Source organism: Streptomyces sp. CB02923 (assembly GCF_001905005.1).
Classification (GTDB): Bacteria; Actinomycetota; Actinomycetes; order Streptomycetales; family Streptomycetaceae; genus Streptomyces.
In genome coordinates, this window is sequence record NZ_LWKZ01000024.1 from 1026135 (window position 1) to 1047073 (window position 20939).

A 20939-nucleotide genomic window follows, 5' to 3' on the forward strand; every position below is an offset into this window, starting at 1 on the left:
CCGGGGCCGGCGTCCGGCGGAAGCTGCCCTTCCCGGGAAGGTCCGGCGGATCGGAGCGGGGCCGGGGCCGGGCGCCTTCCGGGACCCCGTGTCGGTACAGGGCCCCTCCCGGGACCCCATGCCGGTACAGACCGCCTCCTAGGACCCCATCAGGAGGATGACCGGGATCAGGATCACGGCGACGGCTATCACCAGGAGGAGCACGCTGACCCAGACCCAGCCCGCCGACCTCTCGTCGTGGTCGGGCAGGCCGCTCTCCGGGCGGCCGCCGCGGGGACGGCGGCCGGGGAGCCAGGGGGCGCGGCCGGTGCCCCGGCCGGCGAACCGGAGGACTCCTGGCTGCTCCGCCGTGGCCGTCGTCCGTGTCGCGGCCTCGAACAGCGCCTTCCAGCCCTGGTCCCCGAAGCCGGTGGGCCGGCCGTCGCCGAGCAGCTGCCGCAGCACCGCCCGGCCCCGCCCGTGGTGACCGTTCCAGAGGTCCGGCAGGACGCGCCACAACAGGCCGGGGATACTGCCCTCATCGCTGTGCGGCTGCACCAGGCCGCCGTACAGGTACACGGCGGTCTGTACCCGCATCCGGCCGTCCGGCCCGGTGACCGGGTCCTCGTCGCGGTGTTCGCCGTACGGGCCGAGGAACAGGTGGGCCCTGAGGAGCCGTTCACCGACCTCCTCCGCCGCGGACGGGGAGCGGTGGGGAGCGCGGAGGATGAGCACATGGGCCACGTGGTCGGCCTGGTCGGCGGGAAGGCCGCCTTCGAGCACTTCCAGGAGCACGCTGTCCGAGCTGGTGCGCAGGTAGTCCTCGGTCTCGGCGCCGTTGCGGTGCAGTGCCTGGCGCAGCACCAGGGCCGTCACGTCACGGGCGAACCCGCTGTCGGCCCTGACGGCCTGCCCGCCGCGGTCCTCGCGCCTCGCCGCGTGGCTCTGCCCGCCGCGCTCACCGGACCGTACGTCGTACGCCGGGCCGCCGCGGTCCTCGTACCGCACGTCGTACGCCGGGCCGTCGCGGTCCTCGTACCGCACGTCGTACGCCGGGCCGTCGCGGTCCTCGCGGGGCTGGTCGGGCGCCTGCCGGTCCTGGTCCGGCGTCCGCCGGTGCGCGGGCTGCTCCTGGTCCTGCCGCATGTTGTCGAACACCGCGTTGTCGTACGTCGCGTTGTCGTACGCCGGGTTGTCGAGCCGCTCGTCCCGGGCCCGGTCGTACACGGGGTCCCGGGCCGGCTCGCGGGGCTCGCCCGCCCGGTCCGTACGGGTACGGCGGTGGCTGCCGGCGTGGCTGAGCCACTTCAGTGCCTCGTGGACCAGGCGCGCCCGTTCGTCGAGGGGCTCCTCGCCGAAGACGTGCCGTTCGGCCAGCGCGCGGCGCGTCTCGCGCAGCGCCTCAAGGTCGAAGCGGACGTCCAGGAAGTGGTCGGCCAGCCGCGCGGCCGCCTCTCCGGCCGGGTCGCCGTGGTCGGGCACACCGTCGTCCCGGCCGTCACCGGCGCTCCCCGGGCGGGCGGGGTCCAGGCGGGTCAGCTGCTGGTCCCGCGTGGCCGACACGGGCCAGCGCGGCACGAAGACATAGCGGAACGGCCCGCCGTCGCGGGTGTCGTGGGTGGCGAAGGACCAGCTGGGCAGGGCGGGACCGATCAGGTTGCACATCCCCCACAGGACGTGGACCGGCCCGTCGCCGCCCGTGCGGTCCAGGACGGACAGCCGCTGCCGCGGCTCGCGCAGGCGCCCGGCGAGCACCGCCGCCAGTTCGCCGGGGAACTGCCCGGTCCGGTCGGTGAGCCCCGGCGCCGCGCTCTCGGCGGCGTCCCGCAGCGCCTGCGCCGGTACGCAGTCCAGCGACCGCCCCTCGACCTCCCGGAGGTTGATGTCGCTGCCCTCCCAGCGCCAGGTGTGCAGGCCCAGGCAGCGGCGGGGCGTCAGCACGGACGCGCTGCCCAGCAGTGCGTGGGAGCAGGTGCTGGGGCGGCCGCCGCGGTCCTGGCCGGGGATGCGGCGGATCAGCAGGACCGACCTCTCCTGCCCCGGCTCGCCGGGCAGTTCCACCCGGGCCAGGCTCTCGCGTGCCTCGTCGCCGGGCACGCTCAGGAGTGCGGCGACCTTGCGGTAGATGGGCTGGAGCCCCTCCCGGTTGCCGGACCAGGCGACCGGGCCGACGCCCGCGCCGCCGACGGCGTGGTCCGCGTCCCAGCGGAAGACGATCTGGTGCACCGGCGCGTCGGTCGCGCTCACAGTCCCACCTCCTGGGGGTCGGCTCCCGGGAGGAGCCCGCACATCGCGAAGACCGACAGCAGCGGGGAGAGCACCCGCCTCGGCCGTACGCCCTGGGGAAAGCCGCCCGCGTCCTCCTGGCCGCCGGTGGCCGACGCGAAGTGCAGGGTGCACCGCGCGCAGTCGCTGAACGGTTTGAGCCAGGCGGGCCCGCCGTGGTGCCGCAGGAAGGCGTACACGTCGCGGCTCTCCGCACGCAGGGCCCGTGCCGTCGGCCGGGCGCTCTCGGGGGCGGTCAGCCAGCGCGCCACGGCCGGTTCGAACCGGATCAGGTCGCTCTTGCCGACGACGACCGCGGCCGCCGCGTCCACGTACGGCCCATCCCGCGGCACCCGGTCCAGGACGGTGCCGAACGAGCGGTCGCCGAGGTCGTCGGTGCGCTGCTTGGTGCGTTCGCGTACGGCGTCCAGGTACGGCAGCGGCACCGCGCGCAGCGGGTCGACGACGAAGATGAACGCGCTGACGGCGGCGAGGAACCGGGTGACCCGGCCGGTGCGTTCCAGGTCCTCGCCCGACAGGTCGAAGAAGACCACCGGCCGGGTCGTGCCGCCCCGGCTGACCAGCAGCCCGTCGGCGAACTCCGCGAACTCGGTCTGCTCGGTGTGCGCCAGCATCTCGCCGGCCCGCAGCTTCAGCACCCGGTCGTTGAGGTAGGAGCGGTGCGATTCGGTGTGCAGCGGCGTGGCCTTGAGGCCGTGGGCGTCCAGCGCGCCCCGCTCCACCTCGCCGATCATCGAGGCGAGCAGGTGGGTCTTGCCCGCGCGTGAGCTGCCCACCAGGGCCACCGTCAGGGGTTCGCCGTTGGTGAGGTAGGGCGCGGGCAGGTAGTGCTCGGGCATCCCCGCCGTGTTGCCGCAGACCTGGAACGCCTCCCGCAGGGCGTCCTGGCGGCGCAGCGGGTTGTGCTCGCCTGTCAGGTCCAGCCGGACGAAGGTGCTGGTCTCGTCGCGTACGTACAGCCGGTCCTCGTCGAAACGGATCGGATCGAGGCAGTACGGGCACACCACCGGCCGGGGCCCTGGCGGCATCGGGTACGTGCTCACCGGCGCCCTCCCGTTCCCGTACGCCCGGCACCGAACAGGGCGCGCAGCCCGCGGCCCGGCACCCGGCCGGCTCCGGGCTCCGCGTCCGGGTCGTCGTCCAGCCCCAACTCCGTTCTCTTGCGGGCCAGTTCCTCGTCGAAGGCGCGGCGGCCCGGTTCCAGGGGGTCGGCGGGGAGGGGGCGCCCCTGGAGCGGGTCCTGCCGGTTGAGCATCCGCAGCACCTCGACGGGGTGACCGCGTTCCTCGGCCCGGTGCGCGTAAGCGGTGGACAGCACGCCGAGCGCGGGCAGCCGCGCCAGGTCGCGCGGCGGGCCGTCCGGCTCCCCTTCGCGGCCGGTGGCCAGGTGGTACATCATCTGGGCCACGCTCCACAGGTCGTCGCGCGAGTCCGCGGTGCCGCGCCCGTCACGCTGCTCCGGGGAGGCCCAGGGCGCCTCGCCCAGTGCCTCGCGGGGGTGTCCGGCGCGGGTGGCCAGGCAGGGCTCGGGCAGCCGGACGTGCCGGCCGTCCCACCGCACCGTGTACGGGGTCAGCCCGCGGTGCACCACCCCGACGGCCTCCAACAGTCGTACCGCCAGGACCAGTTCGCTGCGGATGCGCTCCTGTTCCTTGACCGTGGCCCGGCCCGCGAGCGCCGCCAGCGGGCGTCCGCGCGCGGGTTCGTAGAAGACGAACGGTTCCCGTACGTCCAGGTGGTAGCCGCCGAACCGGGCGAACAGCTGGTGGTACGGGGCGTCGCCGAAGGCCCGGCGCACGGCGAGGCCGACGCCCACCTCCGCCTCCAGCCGGTCGCGGGCCCGGTGGTCGCCGCGCGCGGTGTGCGAGAGGCGGTACTGCAGCACCCGCCAGTCCTCGCCCAGCGTCATCGGCCTGGCCCGCAGCGCGCGGCGCTGCTGTCCGGAAGGCAGGTCGCCCCAGTAGGCCGCCAGCAGCCGGGCGGGCGTGCCCTCGTCCGTGAAGAAGGCCAGCTCGGCCCGGTCGCCCGCCGGGCGGCTCCCGTTGTGCGCTCCGGCGTCCCCGGGTTTCCCGTTCCCGGACGCGGCACCGCCGGCCGGCGCCGGGCCGGGTGTCCCCACGGTGTCCTGCCGGTCCGCCCAGTCGTCCATGACGTCCCCTCATTCGCTCGCGTTCGCCGGCAGTTCCGGCCCGGTGGTGTCGCTGCCGCCGCGCAGCCGGACCGTGCGCACCGACCCCGTGCGCAGCGGCAGCAGCCGGAAGACGCCCGCGTACCGGCCGGCCGGGGTCCAGACCATGTCGTCGGCGCCCGGACCGTGCCCGTCGGCGGACAGCGGGTCCTCGCCGTGCCGTGCCACTTCGGGGGCGAAGCGCACCCCGCGGCCCGCGTGCCGGTCGCGGGAGAGCAGCCGGCGGTGTTCGGCCGCGCAGAGCGGCACCGTGCCGGTGCCGTCGCCGTGCGCCTGGAAGAGCCGGGTGACCCGGTCGGGGGCCAGGCCGAGCAGGACGGCCGGGTCCGGCCGGGACGCGGGGTCCCGGGCGAACGCCGGGGCGGCGGCGACGCCGTCGCGGGCCAGCCGGGCGGTCTCGTCGTCGATCAGTTCCCGCACTTTGTGGTCGACGGGCAGGGTGGTGGCCGCGCCGGGGTCGCGCTCGATGGCGCCCCAGTACGGGTCGAGGAGTCCGGCGATGCCGTCGGCGAGGTCGCCGACGAGCGTGGCGACCAGTTCGGGCCCGCCGTCGCCCGCTTCGCGCTCCAGCCAGGGCACGGACACGTCGTCGGGCGGCGTGGCCGGGGCGGGGGTGCCGTTCTCCGGCTGCCGGGGCGGCGGCACCGTGTCGGCCAGCGGGTCCTGCCAGGCGGTGGCGTGGCCGGCGGCCGGTCCGCCGCCGGGCTCCGGTTCCCCGTCCCAGTCGTCCCAGTCGTCCCAGCCCTGGGCCGTGGCGTCGTCGTAGCGCGGTTCGGCGGTGTCGAAGAAGTCGTACGGGGCGCGCGCCGCGGACCGCCGGTCGGACGGCGGGCCGAACCAGTCGTCGTCCAGCAGGTCGTCGTACGGCGGGCCTTCGTCGCGCGCACCGGACGCCGTGCCGCCGTTGCGCGCCGCCGTGCCGGGTGCCGGGTCGCGGCCCTCCGCAGCGGCTGCCGCCCGGCGGATCATCCCGGCCACCGCCCGCGCGCCGTCGGCGCAGTACAGGCGGGCGTCCGCCAGCAGCCAGTCGTGGACGACGGCGTCGGCCAGCAGCCCGTCGAGGGAGTGCAGCACGTCGTGCCCTTCGTGGCCGCCGCCCGCCACCCACCAGCTGTCCAGCGCCTCGGTCCAGCGGCGTACCGCCAGCAGCGGCAGCACGATCAGCGCCACCAGCAGGGTGCTCAGCCCCAGCCACCCGGGCACCGCGAGCACCTGCCCCAGCGCGATGCCGGCGCCCGCGCCGAGCAGTCCGGCGCACAGCTGCGCCAGAGCGCCCGACTGTCCGCCGCCGTCGAGGTGTCCGTCTCCGCCGCGCCCGGGGCGGCGGGCCAGGGCGAGCGTGGTCAGCCCGGCGGCGGCCAGCGCCGCCAGCGGGCCGAGCACCCAGCCGGGTCCCGGCCACAGTCCGGCCGCCGCGGCGACGGCGCAGCCTCCGGCGAGTTCCGGAAGGGCCGCGCCGCGCACCTCGAACGGCCGGGGCCCGGCGAGCTGCCGCGGCAGTCCGGGCGGGCACAGTTCGTCGAGGTGGCCGAGGCGGGCCGCGCTGCCGGTGGGCGTGGCCAGGTCGGAGAGCGCGCTGAGGCGGGCCGCCGTCGAACGCAGCGGCAGCCGGCGCGCCAGCAGGTGCTGGGCGAAGCCGCGCAGGCCGGGGCCGATCCGGTCGCGGGCGGCCTCCGGCACCGGCGGCAGGTCGATGCCGTGCTCGTACAGCCGTCGGCGCTGTTCCGGGGGCAGGCCGACGCCGTCGCCGTCGCGGAGGATCTCGGCGACGGTCTCGCGGTACGCGGCCAGTTCCGCGGCGGCCGCGTCCAGGCTCTCGGCGAGGTCCGCCGCACCGGCCGCGCCGCGCAGCAGGCCGCCCGCGCCGCGCTGCCGCTCGTACGCGTCCTCGGCCTCCGCCAGCGCCGTCCCGGCGGCCCGGAAGCGCTCGTCGGCCTCGCCGCCCGCCCGCCGCCACTCCTCGCGGGCCACGCTCCTGGGTGTCCCGGCGCCGACCAGCGGCGCCAGGGCGGCGGGCACTCCGCCCGCCTCCGGGTCGGCGACCGAGATCCGGCCGCCGGGGTCGTCCTGGCCGACGAGGTCGGCCAGTGCCTGCCGCCAGACCCGGTCGCGCGCGGTGTGCGAGAGGTCGTGTTCCAGGACGCGCAGGGCGGGCACGGCCACGCCGTCGGGGATCTCCGACACCGCGTGCAGGACGGCGTCGAACACGTCGGGGTCGGCGAGGAATTCGAGGAGCGGGCGCAGTGCGCCCTCGTCCTCGTCCGGGGTGGGGCCGGTCACCATGCCGCAGTGCGGGTCGAGGATCCACAGCACGCCGACGGCGGGCGGGCGCAGCGGTGAGGGCCGGTCCAGGGCCCAGGGTGTCGGTGCGGGCGGCACCGCGACGCCGTCGCCCGGTTCCGCGGGCGGGGCGCCGACCGCGACGCACAGCACGCGGACGGGCCCGTAGGCGAGGACCTGTTCGTAGGTCCGCTGGTGGCGGGCGAGTCCGGCGGCGGAGTCCACGAGCAGGAAGCGCGCGGCCTCCGGGACGTGGGGTTCGCCGCCCATCGCGGTCCGGACGGCGCGGTGCAGCCCGCCCGCGCCGTCCATGCCCGCGCCGTCGCCGCGCAGGTCGAGGGTGACGACCGGAGAGGTGGTGGTGCGGGCGCTCACAGCAGGTCCTCCTCCCTCGGCTCCTCGTCCCACGGGTCGGCCCACAGGTCGTGCCCGGCCGCGTCCGCCGGGCGGTCCGTGCCGCCGCGCTTCGCCTGCGTCTCGTGCCGGTCCGTGTTCCGGCGGGGCGGCGGGTCGTGCGGGTCGGGTGCGCGCGGTTCCGGCTGGTACGGGTCGGGGCCGGGCCCGTGCGGCTGCGGCCGGTGCGGGTCCGGTTCGTACGGCTGGGTGTGCCGGGTGCGCTCCTCCCCGTCCGCCTCGTGCCCGTTGGCCTTGTGCAGCCGGGACGGGGAGGTGCCGCTCTCCCGCAGCTGAGCCTGCGCCAGGGCCAGGGCGCGCAGCGTGGGCCGGTTGGCCCGCAGGCTCCGGGGGAAGCGCAGGTCCAGCGCGCCGTCCAGGGTCGTGGTCCAGAAGTGGTGCAGCGGCTCGATCCAGTCCTGGTCGTCCTGGTCCAGGTCGTGGGCGCGCTGCCGCAGTCGTGCGGCCTGCGCCGGGGCCACCTGGCGCAGGAAGGTCCAGAACAGCCGGTCCGGTTCCCTCGGTGTGGTGCTCAGCCCTTCCGGCAGGGCCTCCATCAGCACCGAGCAGAAGTCCTTGACCGCCGAACCGGCGTCCAGCAGCGCCCAGCGCTCGTACGCCCGCAGCAGGTCGGACCAGCTGGAGATGTCCCCGTCGTACGGCTGGAGGGCGAGGGTCATGGTGGCCGAGTCGCCGCCGCGCAGCCGGAAGCAGACGCTCTCCGGGGAGAGCGGGTCGCCGGTGACCTCGACGCGCCCGTTCCACATCGCGCTCAGCATGCGTTGCAGCACCCGCTGCCGGTCGCTCTCGGTGCTGGCCAGCCAGGAGTCGCGGTAGCCGGTGCGCTGGCGCCACTGGAGGTGGTCCTCGCGGCCCTCCCGGTTCCTGGCCCGGCCCCACAGGCGCAGGACCTGCCGTACCTCGGAGATGTCGGTCAGGCTCATCTCGCTGCGGAACAGCACGACGGTGATCGACTCGGTGACCACGGCGCGGAATTCGGGCGGCATCCGGTTCTCGTCGCGCGGCAGCAGCAGCGACTGCTCCAGGAAGCGGTCCACGCTGCCCTTGGCCTTGGTCAGCGGGCGGACGATGAGCGTCTTGAGCTTGCCGGTGCCGTCCGGGGTGAAGCCGGCCGGCAGCAGCCCGGCGAGCTGGGAGCGGAACTGTTCGAGCCACTTCTCGTCGACGGCGTCGGCGGCCTCCTCGTCCCCGGACGCCGCCGCGAGGAGGTCGCCGAGGGACGGCAGCAGCGGCCGCTCGTGGTGGACACCGGCCTCCCCGAACAGCTTCTTGATGCGGCCTTCGAGGACCTGCTTGACCTCCTTGACGGCGGCGCGCGGCGAGCGCTGGACGGCTTCCAGGGCGCGTTCCCAGTGCTGCGGTTCGACGATGCGGGCGAGCAGCGCGGCCTCGTCCTGACTGTCCGGGATGCCCTCGCGCTGGAGGAGCCGGGTCAGTACGTCGTCGTAGAAGGCGTCGAGGGAGTTCTGCGGCGGGAGCAGGTACGACACGCCCGTGCGGTCCTCGCGGTACAGCTCGCGGCGCCGCTCGCGGAACAGGCCGTTCTCCTCCGTCTCGTGGTCGCGGAAGGCCCGTACCAGCGCGGCGAGTTCCTTCATGGTCCGGTCGGCGACCGGCCGCCAGCGGGTCTCCTGCGCCTTCCACCGCTCGTGCCACGTCCGGCTGGTCGCCCAGCGGTACCAGGCGTCCTGCTCCTGCAGAGCGGTCTCCACCTCGGGGTCGCCCCAGCGCGCGGGCACCACGCCGCCCATCCGGCGGCCGATGCGCGGCACCTGCGGCGGGCTGACCTCCACCCCGTCGGGGCGCCGCGGGCGGTTGCGCCGGTTGTCGAGCATCCCGGAGAAGCCCGCCTGGGCCACCTGGTCCCGGTCGCCGGGGTTGCCGGTGAACACCCGCTCCAGGCGGAACGGGTCGTGCTGCTTGAGGAGGGTGAGCAGGCCGCGGCGCGGGTTGAAGTGCTCCGCGAGGTCCACCGCGCGGCGGGCGAGCTCCTTGTCGAGCGTGTCGAGCTGGTCCTGCATGTCGTCGCGCCGGTCGCTCAGCTCCTGGCCGATGGCCCTGACGCCCTTGGGCACCGGGTTGGGAACCTGCACCTCCCGCGCCTCCCGGACCCACACGTCCTCGATGTTGGACTCCTTGAACGCCTCGACGACGAGGGCGCGGTGGTCCTCGCCGCCCTGCCGCGCCCGGTCCAGCAGACCGCGTACGGCGCAGGCCAGCATCCGGGCGGCGACGATCTCGGCGAGTTCGTCGACGGGGACGGTCATGGAGGCCGCGAGGCTGGTGGACATGCCCTGCAGGCCGATGCCGGTGGCGGCGGCCGCCGACCGGCTGGCGCCGCGGTTGACGAAGCTGGCGGCGAAGGACTGGTAGGCGTCGTCGGCGCGCCCGCGGGTGTTCTCCTCGCCGAGATCGGTGCCGATCAGCGAGGTCACCATGGCGGTGATGGAGCGGCGCAGGTCGTCGGGGCGCATGCCGGCGGTACGGCTGAAGAGGAACGCCGTCTGGACGGTGGAGGTGCGCAGGCTGACCGGCACCATGTCGGGGTACTTCACGCTCAGCGAGCCGCGCTGCTCCACGTCGCCGAGGTCGGCGGTGGCGGCCGCCGCGTTCTGGTCGTCGACCAGGTGGGAGAGGTCCACCAGGGCGCGGGCGGCGTTCAGTTCGGCCTCCCGGCCGCCGCCGGACTCCGGCGGGAAGGCGGACGGCATCACGACCAGCGGGTAGATCTTCGCGCCGCCCAGGTTCACCGAGTTGAAGGCGTGCCCGAGCAGGTGCAGGAAGTCGTAGAAGATGCCGGCGCCGGTGCCGCCCGCGACGGAGAACGCCACGAACACGTCGTAGCCGCGGATCTGTCCGCCGCCCAGCTCCTGGAGGTCGCCCGCCGACTTGCTGAGCGCGTCGATCGCCGCGCGCAGCGGGCCGAGCACCTGGTCGGGCCCGTTGCGCATGGTGGCGAACAGCGCGGCCCTGCCGACGGTGGGCAGTTGTCCGGCGCCGGTGTGCAGCGGGGAGACCCGGGGCTCGTCGACCCGCGGCGGCAGCCAGCCGGCGGTCTCCTCGTGCTGGGCGATGCGCAGCATCCGGGTCATCTCGGGCGAGTTGTCGTAGGTGGGCAGCAGGTTGTGCACGGCGCGTGAGGTACGGGCGAAGGCCGCCGCCTCCGGGCCGCGGGCGCTCAGGTGCGGCAGCCGGTCCAGTTCGGCCTCGCTGAAGTCCGCGTACACGAACTGCAGGCAGTCGGGCAGCTGGAAGGGAACCCGTTGCTTGCCGCGGCCGACCAGGTCGGTACCGTCCGGGCCGCACAGTTCGCGGCGCAGGTTCCGCTCCAGTTCGGCGCCGATGCGGGCGCCGGTGCCGCCCAGCCCCACGAACAGCATGGGCTGGTAGATCTTCATGTCTTCGCTCCCCTCGTCCGCCCGTCGGGGGCGGCCTGTGCTGCGAGATGTGGTGCTGCCGGTGGTCCGGGCGGCCGGCCGCCCGGACCACCGCGCCGAGGCGCGGGCGCCTCAGAACGCGGAGTCATAGCCGGACGATCCGCTCGCCCCGCCCGTTCCGCCGGTGCCCGCCGTCCCGGACGGTCTGCCGGTGCCGTTGGCCGGGGAGCCGGTCGCGCCCCGGCCGTTCACGCCGCCCCGTCCATTCACGCCGCCGGACGGGGCCATGCCGCCCCGGCCGCCGAACCGGCGGGACGTGGTGCGGGAGCCGGCCGCCGTGCCCGGCCGGCGCCCCGCGCCGGTACGCTCCCGGCCCGGCCGGCTGCCGCCGCGTACGACCAGTTCCAGGTCGTTGTCGAGCCCGACGGGCGCGCCGCGCGGCATGGTCTGCTCCTTGCCCTTGGGGTCACGCAGCCGCAGCCCGTCGCCCTTGCGCCGGAGCCGGTACGCCTGCGCCGCGCGCGGGTTCCGGCGTTGCAGACCGGGTTGTGCCGAGGACGTGTCCACCGTGAAGAAGAACGTCTTCGTGCGGGCACCGCGCACCTCCAGCGTGCCCCGGGTCCGCCCGTCCCGGCGCAGTTCGAGGACCAGGCCCTGCAACGATCCCTGGACACCGCCGTACCAGACGCGGATGGCGATGACGGCGGCGACGGCGAGCAGCAGTCCGGCGCCGCCGACGACCGCCCACCACCACCGGTCCCACCAGGTGGGGGCGGGGGTGACGGTGACGGTCAGGAAGGCCGAGCCGACCTCGCGGCCGCCGTCCGTGCGGTCGGTGACGGTGATCCGGCCACCGGCGTCGCCCGGCGGCGCCCCGGCGCCGAAGGCCACGGTGAAGGACACCGGCTCCTGGGCGCCGGGCGCGACAGTGACGGTGGCCGGGCTGATGCGCAGCGCCGCCTCCGTGGACTGGTCGGCCAGGCCGAGGCGCAGGGTGTGCGGGCGGCTGTCGTTGTTGCGGGCGACCAGCTTGCCGCCGACCGATCCGCCCGGGTGCACGCCGTGGCCCTCCAGCGTCACGCCGGCCGCCACGGCTGCGGGGCCCGACGACACCCGGGTGTCGTAGGGCCGCCGGTCCCCGGTGACGCCGGGCGCCGCGATGGCGCCGGCCAGCCGCAGGCCGCCGGTGGCCGTCTTCGGCACCGTCACCGAGGCCCCGTACAGGACGTCCCCGGCCCGTTCGTCGGGATCCTTGCCGTCGTCGCGCAGCGGAATGTCCACCGGCTCGAAGCCGTCACCGGACAGCTGGGCGGCGGCCTGCACGCCCGCGAGCTGCCCGGGGTCGGTGATCACCACACCGCGCCGGGTCTGCAGCCGCATCCGTACGACGACGTTCTCGCCGGGCCGCGGCGCGGACGGTTCCAGGGTGACCGACGAGCGCAGTACGCCCTGCCAGATGGCCCGTACGGTCGCGGGCTGGTCCCGGTGCCCCTCGGGCGCGGACAGTTTCACCTTCCACTGCCCCGGCAGCGGGTCCTTGACCCGGAGCGCCTCGACGGGCCCGTCCTGGCCGCTGATCTCGAAGCGGGAACCGTCGAACTGCCCCTGCAGGGGCACCTCGCGGCCCTTGGGGTCGTAGTACGTGGTCGTCACCCGCGGGTCGCGCTTGGTGACGGTGATCGAGCCGTCGGTCGCGATGGGCGGGATGCTCACCGTCAGTTCGCCGGGCGGTTTGCTGCTGGTGCCCTCTTCGACGCGGGCGCAGCGGGCGGCGGCGAACGCGCTCTGGAGTGCCTTGTCCACGTCCGCCGCGCCGTCGACGACCTCCGGCCGCGGCCGGGAACCGGGCAGGTCGGCGCAGCCGTTGCGGTAGCCGCCGTCGGCCATCTGCTGGAGGGCCTTCTTGTCGATGCCCTTGCCGAAGCCCAGCGGCCAGATCTGCACGTGTTCGCGGCGCGCCCGGTCGAGGACCTCGCGCAGCCGCTTCTCGCCCTCCTGCTGCCGGGCGGCCTTGTCGGCTCCGTAGGCGGGGCTGTCCTCGACGTTCAGCCTGCCGTCGGTGAGCAGGAAGACGACCTTGGGCGTGGTCTCCGTGCCGCTCTCGCGCAGCCGGGTCAGGGCCTGGGTGAGCGCGGCGGGGAAGTCCGTGCCGGGGCCGAGGCCGGTGTGCGCGCGGTCGGTGAGCCGGCGGGCGCAGTCGCTGATGCGCTGCCGTCCGGCGGCGTCGACGACGGTGGGCGGGCAGACTTCCCGTACGGGCTGCTGGCCCTCCTGCTCGGCGCTGCCGAAGCCGATGACGCTCGCGCGGGACCGGTCGGAGATCTCGCCCTGGCCGATCAGCGCGGCGGCTTCGGCCTCACGGGCCAGCGCCTCCTTGCCGATGCTCGCGGAGGCGTCCACGACGACGGAGAAGTCGACGGGGTCGGGGCCCGTGGACGGCGCGGTGGGCGTGGGTGCGGCCCACGCGGGCTGCGGGCCGAGGGGCACGGTCGCGCAGAGCGCGGTGAGAGCCGCGACGACGGCGCGGCGTGCTCCGCGCCGCGCCCGCGCGGCCGCCGGTCCGGTGCTGTGCATCGCGCTCACCACAGTCCTCCGGCCAGGGCGCAGCAGCCGCCTGCCGCCAGGCAGCCGACGCCCCAGCGCAGCCAGCGGTACTTGGCCCCGAGGATGCGGCCGAGCGCGCAGGCCTGTTCGACGGCCCACTGCCCGGTGTCCCGGCCCGCGAGGGCGACCCGGGGCAGCAGCGCCTCGGCGGAGGCTCCGCCGGTCAGCTGCGGGAAGAAGGTCAGGTACCCGTCCACGGAGGTACGGGTGCGGGGCAGGACCGCCGCCACGAACATCGCTATGCCCAGCGTCCACAGCACGGTGCCGGTGAGCAGCAGGACGGCGCGGGCGGCGGGCATGTCCGGGAGCCGTCCGTCGCGGCCGACGAGCAGGACCAGCGCCGCGGTGGCGCCGGTCATCATGACGGACGCCTTGGTGTCGGCCCGGCTGATCTCTTCCCGTACGACCTTCAGCAGGCGTTCGGCCACGAAGTCGGGGCCTGCGCCGGGGGCCGGTCCGGAGTGGGGGCCCGGCCCGGAGTTGGCGCAGGGGCAGGTTCCGGTGCCGCGGGCGGGTGCCGGTGTGGGCGCCCGTACGGGTACGGGTACGGGTGGAGCGCTGGTGGCCATCATTTCCCCCAGTCCAGGCCACGGCCACGGCGCGGCGCGGCGCCGTCCCGGCCGTCGTCCCGGTGCTCGTCGCGGTAGGTGTCGCGGTGGTCGTCGTACCGGTCGTCGTGGAACTCGTCGCGCGGTTCCGAGCGGTAGTCGTCGCGCTCGGCGGCGGACTGGACCCGGTCGGGCTCGTAGACGCGGCCGCGGTCGTCGTCCTTGCCGTACGGGTCGTCGTCGTACTCGTCGTCGAACCCGCCGTTGCGGTGTCCGTCGTCCCGGTGTCGGCCGTCATGGCGTTCGTCGTCATGGCGTTCGTCGTCCCGGCGACCGTCGTCATGGCGTTCGTCGTCGTACGCGGGCTCCCGGCCGGGGCCGCGGTCCCGTTCCGGCGCGGAGTCCGGCGCGGCGTCCGGATCGGGCTCGTGCGCCCAGTCCATCCGCTGCCGTCCGCGGCTCTGTTCACGTTCGGCACGGCGTCCGCCGTCCTCCAGCGCGCGGCGCTGCGGCTGCTCCAGCAGGGTGTCGGCCGCCCGCCCCACCACCCCGCTCGTCGTCGACCGCAGGAAGTCGATGGCGGCCAGGGTCTGGTCGTTGAGGTCGTGGCGTTCGATCAGGCCGCCGTCGACGAACCGGAACACCGTCTCGATCGACAGGGCCCGCTCCTCCCGGCGCTCCCGGCGGAACGCCTGCTGGATGTCCCAGGCGTGGGCCTCGTCGCGCGCCATGAAATACGCGAGCCGGCTGTCGTCACCGCCGCTGAGCATCTCCTGGAGCTCGGTGGCCTTCATCCGGGTCAATTCCTGTTCCCGCCGTTCCCTCTTCAGCTCTTCCGCGTGCTGGCGGCGCGCGAGGTCGCCCTCGTGGTCGATCTCGGTGCGCTGCCGCTCCGCGCTGATCCCGCGTTCGCTCAGGTCGATCCGTACGAACACGTCGGTCTCCAGGCCGAAGTCGTCGCCCAGGCGCAGGTCCGCCAGTTCGCTCTCCACGGCCCGGTCCGCCCGTTCCGCCTCGCTGATGCGGTAGCGCCTGGTCACTCCGCGCAGCGCCTTGAGCAGCACCGGGGAGAAGTGTTCGGCGAGGTTCCAGACGTTGGCGCGGACCGCTCCGTACGCGTCCACGACGCGCCAGCGGACCTGCACCTCGGCGCGGAAGGACTCCGCGTCGCCGGCGGCGGGCAGTTCGGTGCTGAACTCGGTCAGGTGCCAGCCGACCCGTACCTCCATCACCTTGAACGGTCCCCGGAACAGCGGCTTGTTGACGTCCTCGCGGCGGTCCGGCCACATCACGCTGTAGCCGCCGTTCTCGTACATGAGCACCGCGGCGACCTGCATACTGGGCCGCCGGAACCGACCGGACGAGTCGTATTCCTGTACCAGCGGCCCCAGCACCGCCCCTTTGGCCCCCGGGCCGTGTCCCCCCTGCGCGCCCGGCCCCGGGCCCTGCCCGTACCCCTGCTGCGCGCCGTTCCGGCCGTCTTGCGTCATCGTCGTCCCTCTCCTTCCAGCACCGCCCGCATCCGCGCGGCCGCCCGGGGGGCGAGCGGTTCGTCACTGTCCCGCTCCAGCCGGGCGACGAGCAGCAGCAACCGGTCCCGGTCCCGCCGCTCCTCCACCAGCCGCGGCAGGAACGCGCACAGCACGTCGAGCTGCCGCGGTTCCTTGCCCGCCCGCCGCATCCAGCGGCTCATCTCCTCCTGCGCCGCGGCGCCCGCCCGCGCCGTGTTGAGCGTTTCGTGCACCAGGTCCGCCAGCCAGGACGCCCGGTCGGGATGGGCCGCGACCAGGGCCGCCGCCAGCGGCCAGGAGCCGTACGACTCCAGGACGGGGCTGTCCCCCTGGAGCCCCCACAGGTGGGAGGTCCGGGTGGACAGGGCGCGCAGCACCACCACCAGTGCGAGGTTCTGCCGGACCTGCTGCCGGTCGCGGAGCCAGCGGGCCAGCCGCCGGAGCACCACTTCCGGTTCGGGGCCCGCCAGCAGCCGCACCACGCTGTACGAGGCGGCGTCGGCCGGCTTGCCGCCGTCCTCCCGGCAGCCGATGCGCGCCAGTTCGTCCAGGGAGCCGGTGACGGAGCCCGCCACCAGGCCGTAGCCGTGGGCGAACGCCGCGGTCTCGCACGCTGACCGGTCGTCGCCGCGTGCCCAGTCGCGCAGCAGGCCGCGTACGGCGGGCCGCACCTGGGGGTCGCGGGACGCCTCGGCCAGCGCGGTGGCCGCGGCCATCTGCTGCACCGGGCTGTCGGCGCGGGCGAGCGGCAGCAGGAGTTCGGAGAATCCGTACAGGTAGTCGCGGGCGCACAGGACGCCCGCGACGATCGCGGCGCGCACCCACATCTGGGGGCGCTGGTCGTCGCACAGGGACCGCAGCCAGCGGGTCAGCGGGCCGCGTACGTTGTGGTAGCCGTCCCACGCCTCGCACAGGACGGCGGAGGCCAGCCTGCGGCCCTGGAAGCGCGTCACCCGTACGGGGATGGCCGCGTCGCCCAGGTCCTCGACGCCCCGGTCCGGTACGGCGCGCGCGGCGGCCAGCCGGGCCTGGGTCTGCTCGGTGAACAGCGGGCGGCCCGGCGCGTACTGGGGGTCGAGGGTGACCGCCAGTTCCCAGGCGAGCAGTTCGCCCGCCTCGGTCACCAGGCTCTCCGCCGACCCGTTGAAGACCGCGAGCGACAGCCGCAGGGCGGCGGCGCGCAGGGCGGGCAGCGCTTCGGGCAGGGTGCCGGGCCGGTCGGCCCCGGCGAACCACTCCCGTGCCTGGCGTGGTGCGAACGCGGCGCATTCGGTGAGGAGCCGGGTGTCGCTGAACTCGCCCCTGGCGTGCGCAGCGAGGTGGGTGGCGAGCCGCGCCGCCTCCCCCGGCCGCAGGTCGCCCAGGCCCAGCGCCTGCTCCACGTCGGGGCGCCCGGCGGTGGAGCGGGCCAGCTGGAGCAGTTGCGGAGGGGAGCCGGCGAGGAGGTCGGCCACGTGCCGTTCGAGGACGTCGTCGGCGGGCGGGGGCGTGCACAGCGCGCCGTAGCGGCCGCGCACCAGCCGGTCGGCGAAGTCGCCGCCGCCCACGACCAGGACGCCGTACGCCCCGCGTTCGGCGAGGAGCGCGCTGAGCCGGTCCAGGTGCAGGTCGGAGGGGCGCCCGGTGCCGTTGCGGCCGGTGCCGCCGTCCTTGTCGGCGCCGGGGGACGCGGCGGGTACGGCACCGGCGTCCTCGGCGGGCAGTTCGAGGAGGTACCCGCGGTCGGGGTCGAACTTCTCCTTGTCGACGCTGCCGAGTGCGGTGGCCGGGTCCACGCGGGACACCCCGGCGGCGGCGACGTCCCGGAGGAGGGCGAGGCCCGTGGAGGTACGGCCGGTGCCGTGCTCGCCGCAGAGCGCCAGCAGGTGCGTGCTCCGGAGCCGGGTCGTCATCGCGTCGTAGCCGGGGGCGGGGCAGTAGACCCGGCGCAGGCGCTCCAGTTCCTCGTCCGGCACCGGTCCGTCGACGAAGACGTCGTCGGTGCCGATCCGGACCTGGGTCTGGTAGAAGGTGTTGCCGTCGTAGATCTGGTTGTCGCCCTCGATGTGCAGGTTGGTGCGGGCCTCGCGGGCGGTGCGGGCACCGCCCGCCTCGCCCGCGCCGCCCAGCGGGCTGCCCTTGGGGGCGTCCAGCCGCAGCTTCTCCTCGGGCTGTTCGGCGCCGTCGGCCCGGCCGTCCCTGGCCGCCCGTGCCTCGTCGTCCCGGCCGCCCGGCCTGCCGTCGGGCTGTGCCGGGGGCTGTTCGCCGGCGGGCGCGGCCCCCTCGTCCACGTCGGTCACCGGCCACCGCCTTCCGGTCCGGCTCCGGCCTCCGGGGCGTCTTCGGCGGGCGGTTCGGGGGCGGGTGCGGGGGGTGGTTCCGGTGCGGCGCCGCGGTGGTGGACGGTGGTGAAGCCGTGGAAGGTGCCGCCGTTGAAGTTCTGGTTGCTGCCGCCGATGTAGCCGATCCGGTACTTGGTGGAGTACGTCGCGGGCTCCGGGGCCGGGGCGGGGGCCGGTGCCGTACCGGCTGCCGTACCGGAGCCGGAAGCGGGCGGCGGGACCGTACCCCCATGCCCCGCCCCGCCGCCCTGCTCCGGCACCGGGTCCTGGACCGCGCGCACCCCCGTCGCGCACGGCCGGTCCCGCGCCGGCACCGCCGGGGACGGCGGTGCCTCGTGCGACGTCTGTGCCGGAAGGGGCGGGAACGGCAGCCGGGGGACGTGGAACCACGCCTCCGCGTCCGTCTCCTTCTCCGACACCCACGCCCGGCGGTAGTGCTCGGGCTCGATACAGGTGCCGCCTTCCGCCACGACGTCGTGGTACAGCGAGTCGGACACCACGAACAACAGCGGTGACCGGTCGGCCAGTTGCATGACGGCGCGGGCGGTGTCGCTGTCGCACAGCCGGCAGGCGAGGTCCACGGCGCGCCCGGCCAGTCCCCTGGCGTCCTGGGCGACCGGGCCCGCGTGCATGGCGACGCGCATCCGCAGCGGCTCCGAGCGCCCCTCGTTGACCTGGCGCAGGTGCCGGTAGACCCCTTCGAGCCAGGGCCCCGCCAACTGGGCGGACGGTACGTCGGGGGCGAGCGCGACGAGCACGCCGTCGCCGCGGTCCTCCATGTGGAAGGACCGCGCGGCCACTCCGGCGGCGGTGAACCCCGCCTCGAAGACGTCGTACATCGCTTCGCGCATCCGCAGCTTGGCACGCAGCCCCAGCCGTCCGGATCCGCAGACGTCTCCGTTGACGACGAGTCGGTGCAAGGCTTCCGTGCTCACTGGACCTCCTGGTTCGTGCCGACATCACGCAGCATGGCCGGGGCGGGAAGGTGTGGCTGTAGCCGTTTACACAGCCGGCGGAGATTCCTCGGGTCGGAGCGGAGCAGAGCAGCCCAGCGCGCGTTCACCGACCGCGCGCCCCTCGGCGAGGAGCCGCAGCAGCGCGAGATCGAGCACGGCCAGCCGCCGGGGGCCGGTCCGCACGACGCCCTGCTCACGCAGCAGGCGCAGCGCCTTGGCCACGGCTTCGCGGGTGGAGCCGACCGCCGCCGCCAGGTCGTGCTGCGGCAGCGGCAGATCGACGTCCACGCCTCCCGAGCCGGGGCGCCCGGTGCGTTCGGCCAGCTCCACCAGGCGTGCGGCGAGCCGTTGCAGCACCTTCTCCGAGGCCAGGGACCGCCGTTCGCCGTCCGAGCTGCGCAGCCGGGAACTGAACTGCCGCATGATCAGTACGGTCGCCACGGGCCGGGCCGCCAGGTAGCCGCGGAACCGGTCGCCGGGGACGACGACCCCGTCCACCGGGCCGAGCGCGGTGACGGTGGCGCTGCGCGGCCGGTGGTCGACGGCGGCCTGGTCGCCGACGACCTCACCGCTGCCGCGCAGCGCGAGCATCAGCCGTACGCCGCGCTCCGTCTCCAGGGAGACGGAGGCCCAGCCGCTGACGATCGCCACCACGAAGGTGGTGGTGTCGTTCTCCCTGAGGACGACCTCGCCCGGCGCGTAGCTGCGGCCCCGGCCGAGCGCGAGGAGCGCCCGCCGGTCCTGCGTCGGCAGCGCCCTCAAGAAGGGCCTGCCGTCCTCGAAGAGGCTCATCCGCCTCCTCCCCCCGCTGGTTCGCACACCCCGGCCCCGGGCGCCCGCGGCACGGCGGATGCTCCGCCCTTGTGCATCTGGTCGCCCTGGGGCCCCGGCCCGGTTCCTCAGCGTGGCGGAGAAATGGGCTCGTCTCTGAATTTCTCTCGTTACAGGCGGGGTTCTTGCGCACATTGATCGAGCTGCGCTCGGTTGAGTGACAGAAGATTAGGGTCGTGATCAGGTCACGTCAACGCTTTCCCGCCCCCCAACTGCCGCCATCCGCACGCCTTTTGACCTCACCGAACACGTGTACCTCACTCCGCCGCCCGGCCGCGTGCGGGCAGCACGGCCGCGGCGCACACCGCGAGCGCCGCCATCGCCGCGACGAGGAACCAGCCGTACCGCACCTCCCCCGCACCCAGGGACCGCTGCCCGCCCGTGACCGCGACCAGGGCCGCCACCCCGAGGGCCGTACCGCCCTGCCGGGACACCATCAGCACCCCCGAGCCGAGCGAGAGCCGGGCCGCGGGCAGCCGCCCGGCCGCCGCGAACATGACCGGCTGATAGAGCCCGGTGCCGATGCCCGCCAGGATCAGGCCGGGCAGGAACGCGGTCGCGTAGTGCGCACCGTCCGCCGGGGCGGCGGCCAGCCACCACACGGGTACGGCGACGAAGCTCAGCGCACCGGCGAGCGCCGCGGGCCGCTCCCCCACCGCCCGCACGATCCGCCCGGAGACCGCGGAGACGACCAGCACCGTCAGCGGCCAGGGCGCCAGCGCGAGGCCCGCCTTCCCGGACGGGTAGCGCCACACCTCGGTGAACAGCAGCGTCGCGCCGAGCGTGACGGCCGCGTAGGCGACGAAGTAGGCGAGCAGGCCGAGGGCGGCGGCGGTGAAGCCGGGCGTACGGAAGAGGTCCGGGTGCACCACGGGCTCGGCGGCGCGGCGCACGTGTACGGCACACAGCACCCCCGCGAGAACTCCGGCGGCGAGGAAGCCGAGGGTGCCGGGAGCGGCGTAACCCCACTGCGGCGCCTGCGCGCAGGCGGTCACCAGCGCACCGATGCAGACGAAAACCAGCGCCGTGCCGAGCGGGTCGAGCCCCTGCCGCCGCTCCCGCCCGGCCCTCCGCGCCCCGCGCGGCAGGAACCGTACGCCCGCGGCCACCGCCACGACCACCACGGGCACGTTGACCAGGAAGATCCACCGCCAGTCCGAAGCGGCCAGCAGCCCGCCGACGACCGGGCCCGAACTGGCGGCGACCGCGCTGACGGCCGTCCACACGCCGACGGCGGTGGCGCGTTCCCCGGCCGGAAAGGCGGGCAGCGCGAGCGAGAGCGAGGTGGGGATCAGCACGGCCGCCGCCACGCCCTGCGCCACGCGGGCGGCGATCAGCACCGCGAGGGTGGGCGCGGCGCCGCACGCGGCCGACGCCAGCCCGAAGAGCACCATGCCGACGAGGAAGCCGCGCCGGCGGCCCACCGCGTCGGAGAGCCGCCCGCCCGGGACGAGCAGGGCGGCGAGCACCACGGTGTAGGCGTTGAGCACCCAGGAGAGCGCGGCGGGGGACGCCGACGCGAAGTCCGCGCCGATCGCGGGGAACGCGATGGTGACCGCGATCATGTCGAGCACGGCGAGGAACTGCGCGGCGGAGGCGATGGCGAGCACGAGCCAGCGGCGGGGATCGGGGGCGGCCGGGGGC

The 20939-nt window shown here is 75.4% G+C and carries 12 protein-coding genes; all 12 read right to left on the bottom strand.

The window, feature by feature from the left end:
- Positions 1-138: 138 nt before the first annotated feature.
- Positions 139-2226 (bottom strand): hypothetical protein, encoded by a 2088-nt coding sequence (locus A6A06_RS42150; protein WP_073764335.1) that lies wholly within the window; start codon positions 2224-2226, stop codon positions 139-141.
- Positions 2223-3308, bottom strand: coding sequence for a TRAFAC clade GTPase domain-containing protein (locus A6A06_RS27685; protein WP_073764337.1), 1086 nt, complete (start codon positions 3306-3308; stop codon positions 2223-2225). The genes A6A06_RS42150 and A6A06_RS27685 overlap by 4 nt, the downstream gene beginning before the upstream one ends.
- Positions 3305-4414 carry a hypothetical protein gene (locus A6A06_RS27690; RefSeq protein WP_073764339.1) on the bottom strand — a complete coding sequence of 370 codons (1110 nt, stop codon included), beginning with the start codon at positions 4412-4414 and terminating at the stop codon, positions 3305-3307. Before A6A06_RS27690 ends, A6A06_RS27685 begins: the two co-directional genes overlap by 4 nt.
- 9 nt (positions 4415-4423) lie before the next feature.
- On the bottom strand, positions 4424-7108 hold the full coding sequence (locus A6A06_RS27695) for a hypothetical protein (protein ID WP_073764341.1): 2685 nt from the start codon (positions 7106-7108) through the stop codon (positions 4424-4426).
- Positions 7105-10545, bottom strand: coding sequence for a tubulin-like doman-containing protein (locus tag A6A06_RS27700; RefSeq protein WP_073764343.1), 3441 nt, complete (start codon positions 10543-10545; stop codon positions 7105-7107). Before A6A06_RS27700 ends, A6A06_RS27695 begins: the two co-directional genes overlap by 4 nt.
- Positions 10546-10656: 111 nt before the next feature.
- Positions 10657-13098, bottom strand: a complete 2442-nt coding sequence (locus tag A6A06_RS27705; RefSeq protein ID WP_242440996.1) for a vWA domain-containing protein — start codon at positions 13096-13098, stop codon at positions 10657-10659.
- Positions 13099-13103: 5 nt separating this feature from the next.
- Entirely contained in the window at positions 13104-13700 is a 597-nt protein-coding gene (locus tag A6A06_RS27710) for a Pycsar system effector family protein (RefSeq protein ID WP_242440966.1), read from the bottom strand.
- Positions 13697-15166 carry a hypothetical protein gene (locus tag A6A06_RS27715; protein WP_199931191.1) on the bottom strand — a complete coding sequence of 490 codons (1470 nt, stop codon included), beginning with the start codon at positions 15164-15166 and terminating at the stop codon, positions 13697-13699. The genes A6A06_RS27710 and A6A06_RS27715 overlap by 4 nt, the downstream gene beginning before the upstream one ends.
- Complete coding sequence (locus A6A06_RS27720) at positions 15163-17466, bottom strand: hypothetical protein (protein WP_073764349.1); 2304 nt, start codon at positions 17464-17466, stop codon at positions 15163-15165. The genes A6A06_RS27715 and A6A06_RS27720 overlap by 4 nt, the downstream gene beginning before the upstream one ends.
- The gene (locus tag A6A06_RS27725; protein WP_073764351.1) at positions 17463-18443 is read right to left on the bottom strand and encodes a hypothetical protein; all 981 of its coding nucleotides are present in this window, start codon (positions 18441-18443) and stop codon (positions 17463-17465) included. Before A6A06_RS27725 ends, A6A06_RS27720 begins: the two co-directional genes overlap by 4 nt.
- A 66-nt stretch (positions 18444-18509) precedes the next feature.
- The gene (locus A6A06_RS27730; RefSeq protein ID WP_073764353.1) at positions 18510-19256 is read right to left on the bottom strand and encodes a Crp/Fnr family transcriptional regulator; all 747 of its coding nucleotides are present in this window, start codon (positions 19254-19256) and stop codon (positions 18510-18512) included.
- A 296-nt stretch (positions 19257-19552) separates the two neighbouring features.
- Positions 19553-20905 carry an MFS transporter gene (locus tag A6A06_RS27735; protein ID WP_242440967.1) on the bottom strand — a complete coding sequence of 451 codons (1353 nt, stop codon included), beginning with the start codon at positions 20903-20905 and terminating at the stop codon, positions 19553-19555.
- Positions 20906-20939: the final 34 nt, after the last annotated feature.

Bases quoted from the DNA above. Each gene is read 5' to 3' on its own strand.
- A6A06_RS27690 (WP_073764339.1), bottom strand. From the start codon at position 4,414: ATGGACGACTGGGCGGACCGGCAGGACACCGTGGGGACACCCGGCCCG.
- A6A06_RS27700 (WP_073764343.1), bottom strand. From the start codon at position 10,545: ATGAAGATCTACCAGCCCATGCTGTTCGTGGGGCTGGGCGGCACCGGC.
- A6A06_RS27705 (WP_242440996.1), bottom strand. From the start codon at position 13,098: ATGCACAGCACCGGACCGGCGGCCGCGCGGGCGCGGCGCGGAGCACGC.
- A6A06_RS27710 (WP_242440966.1), bottom strand. From the start codon at position 13,700: ATGATGGCCACCAGCGCTCCACCCGTACCCGTACCCGTACGGGCGCCC.
- A6A06_RS27715 (WP_199931191.1), bottom strand. From the start codon at position 15,166: ATGACGCAAGACGGCCGGAACGGCGCGCAGCAGGGGTACGGGCAGGGC.
- A6A06_RS27730 (WP_073764353.1), bottom strand. From the start codon at position 19,256: ATGAGCCTCTTCGAGGACGGCAGGCCCTTCTTGAGGGCGCTGCCGACG.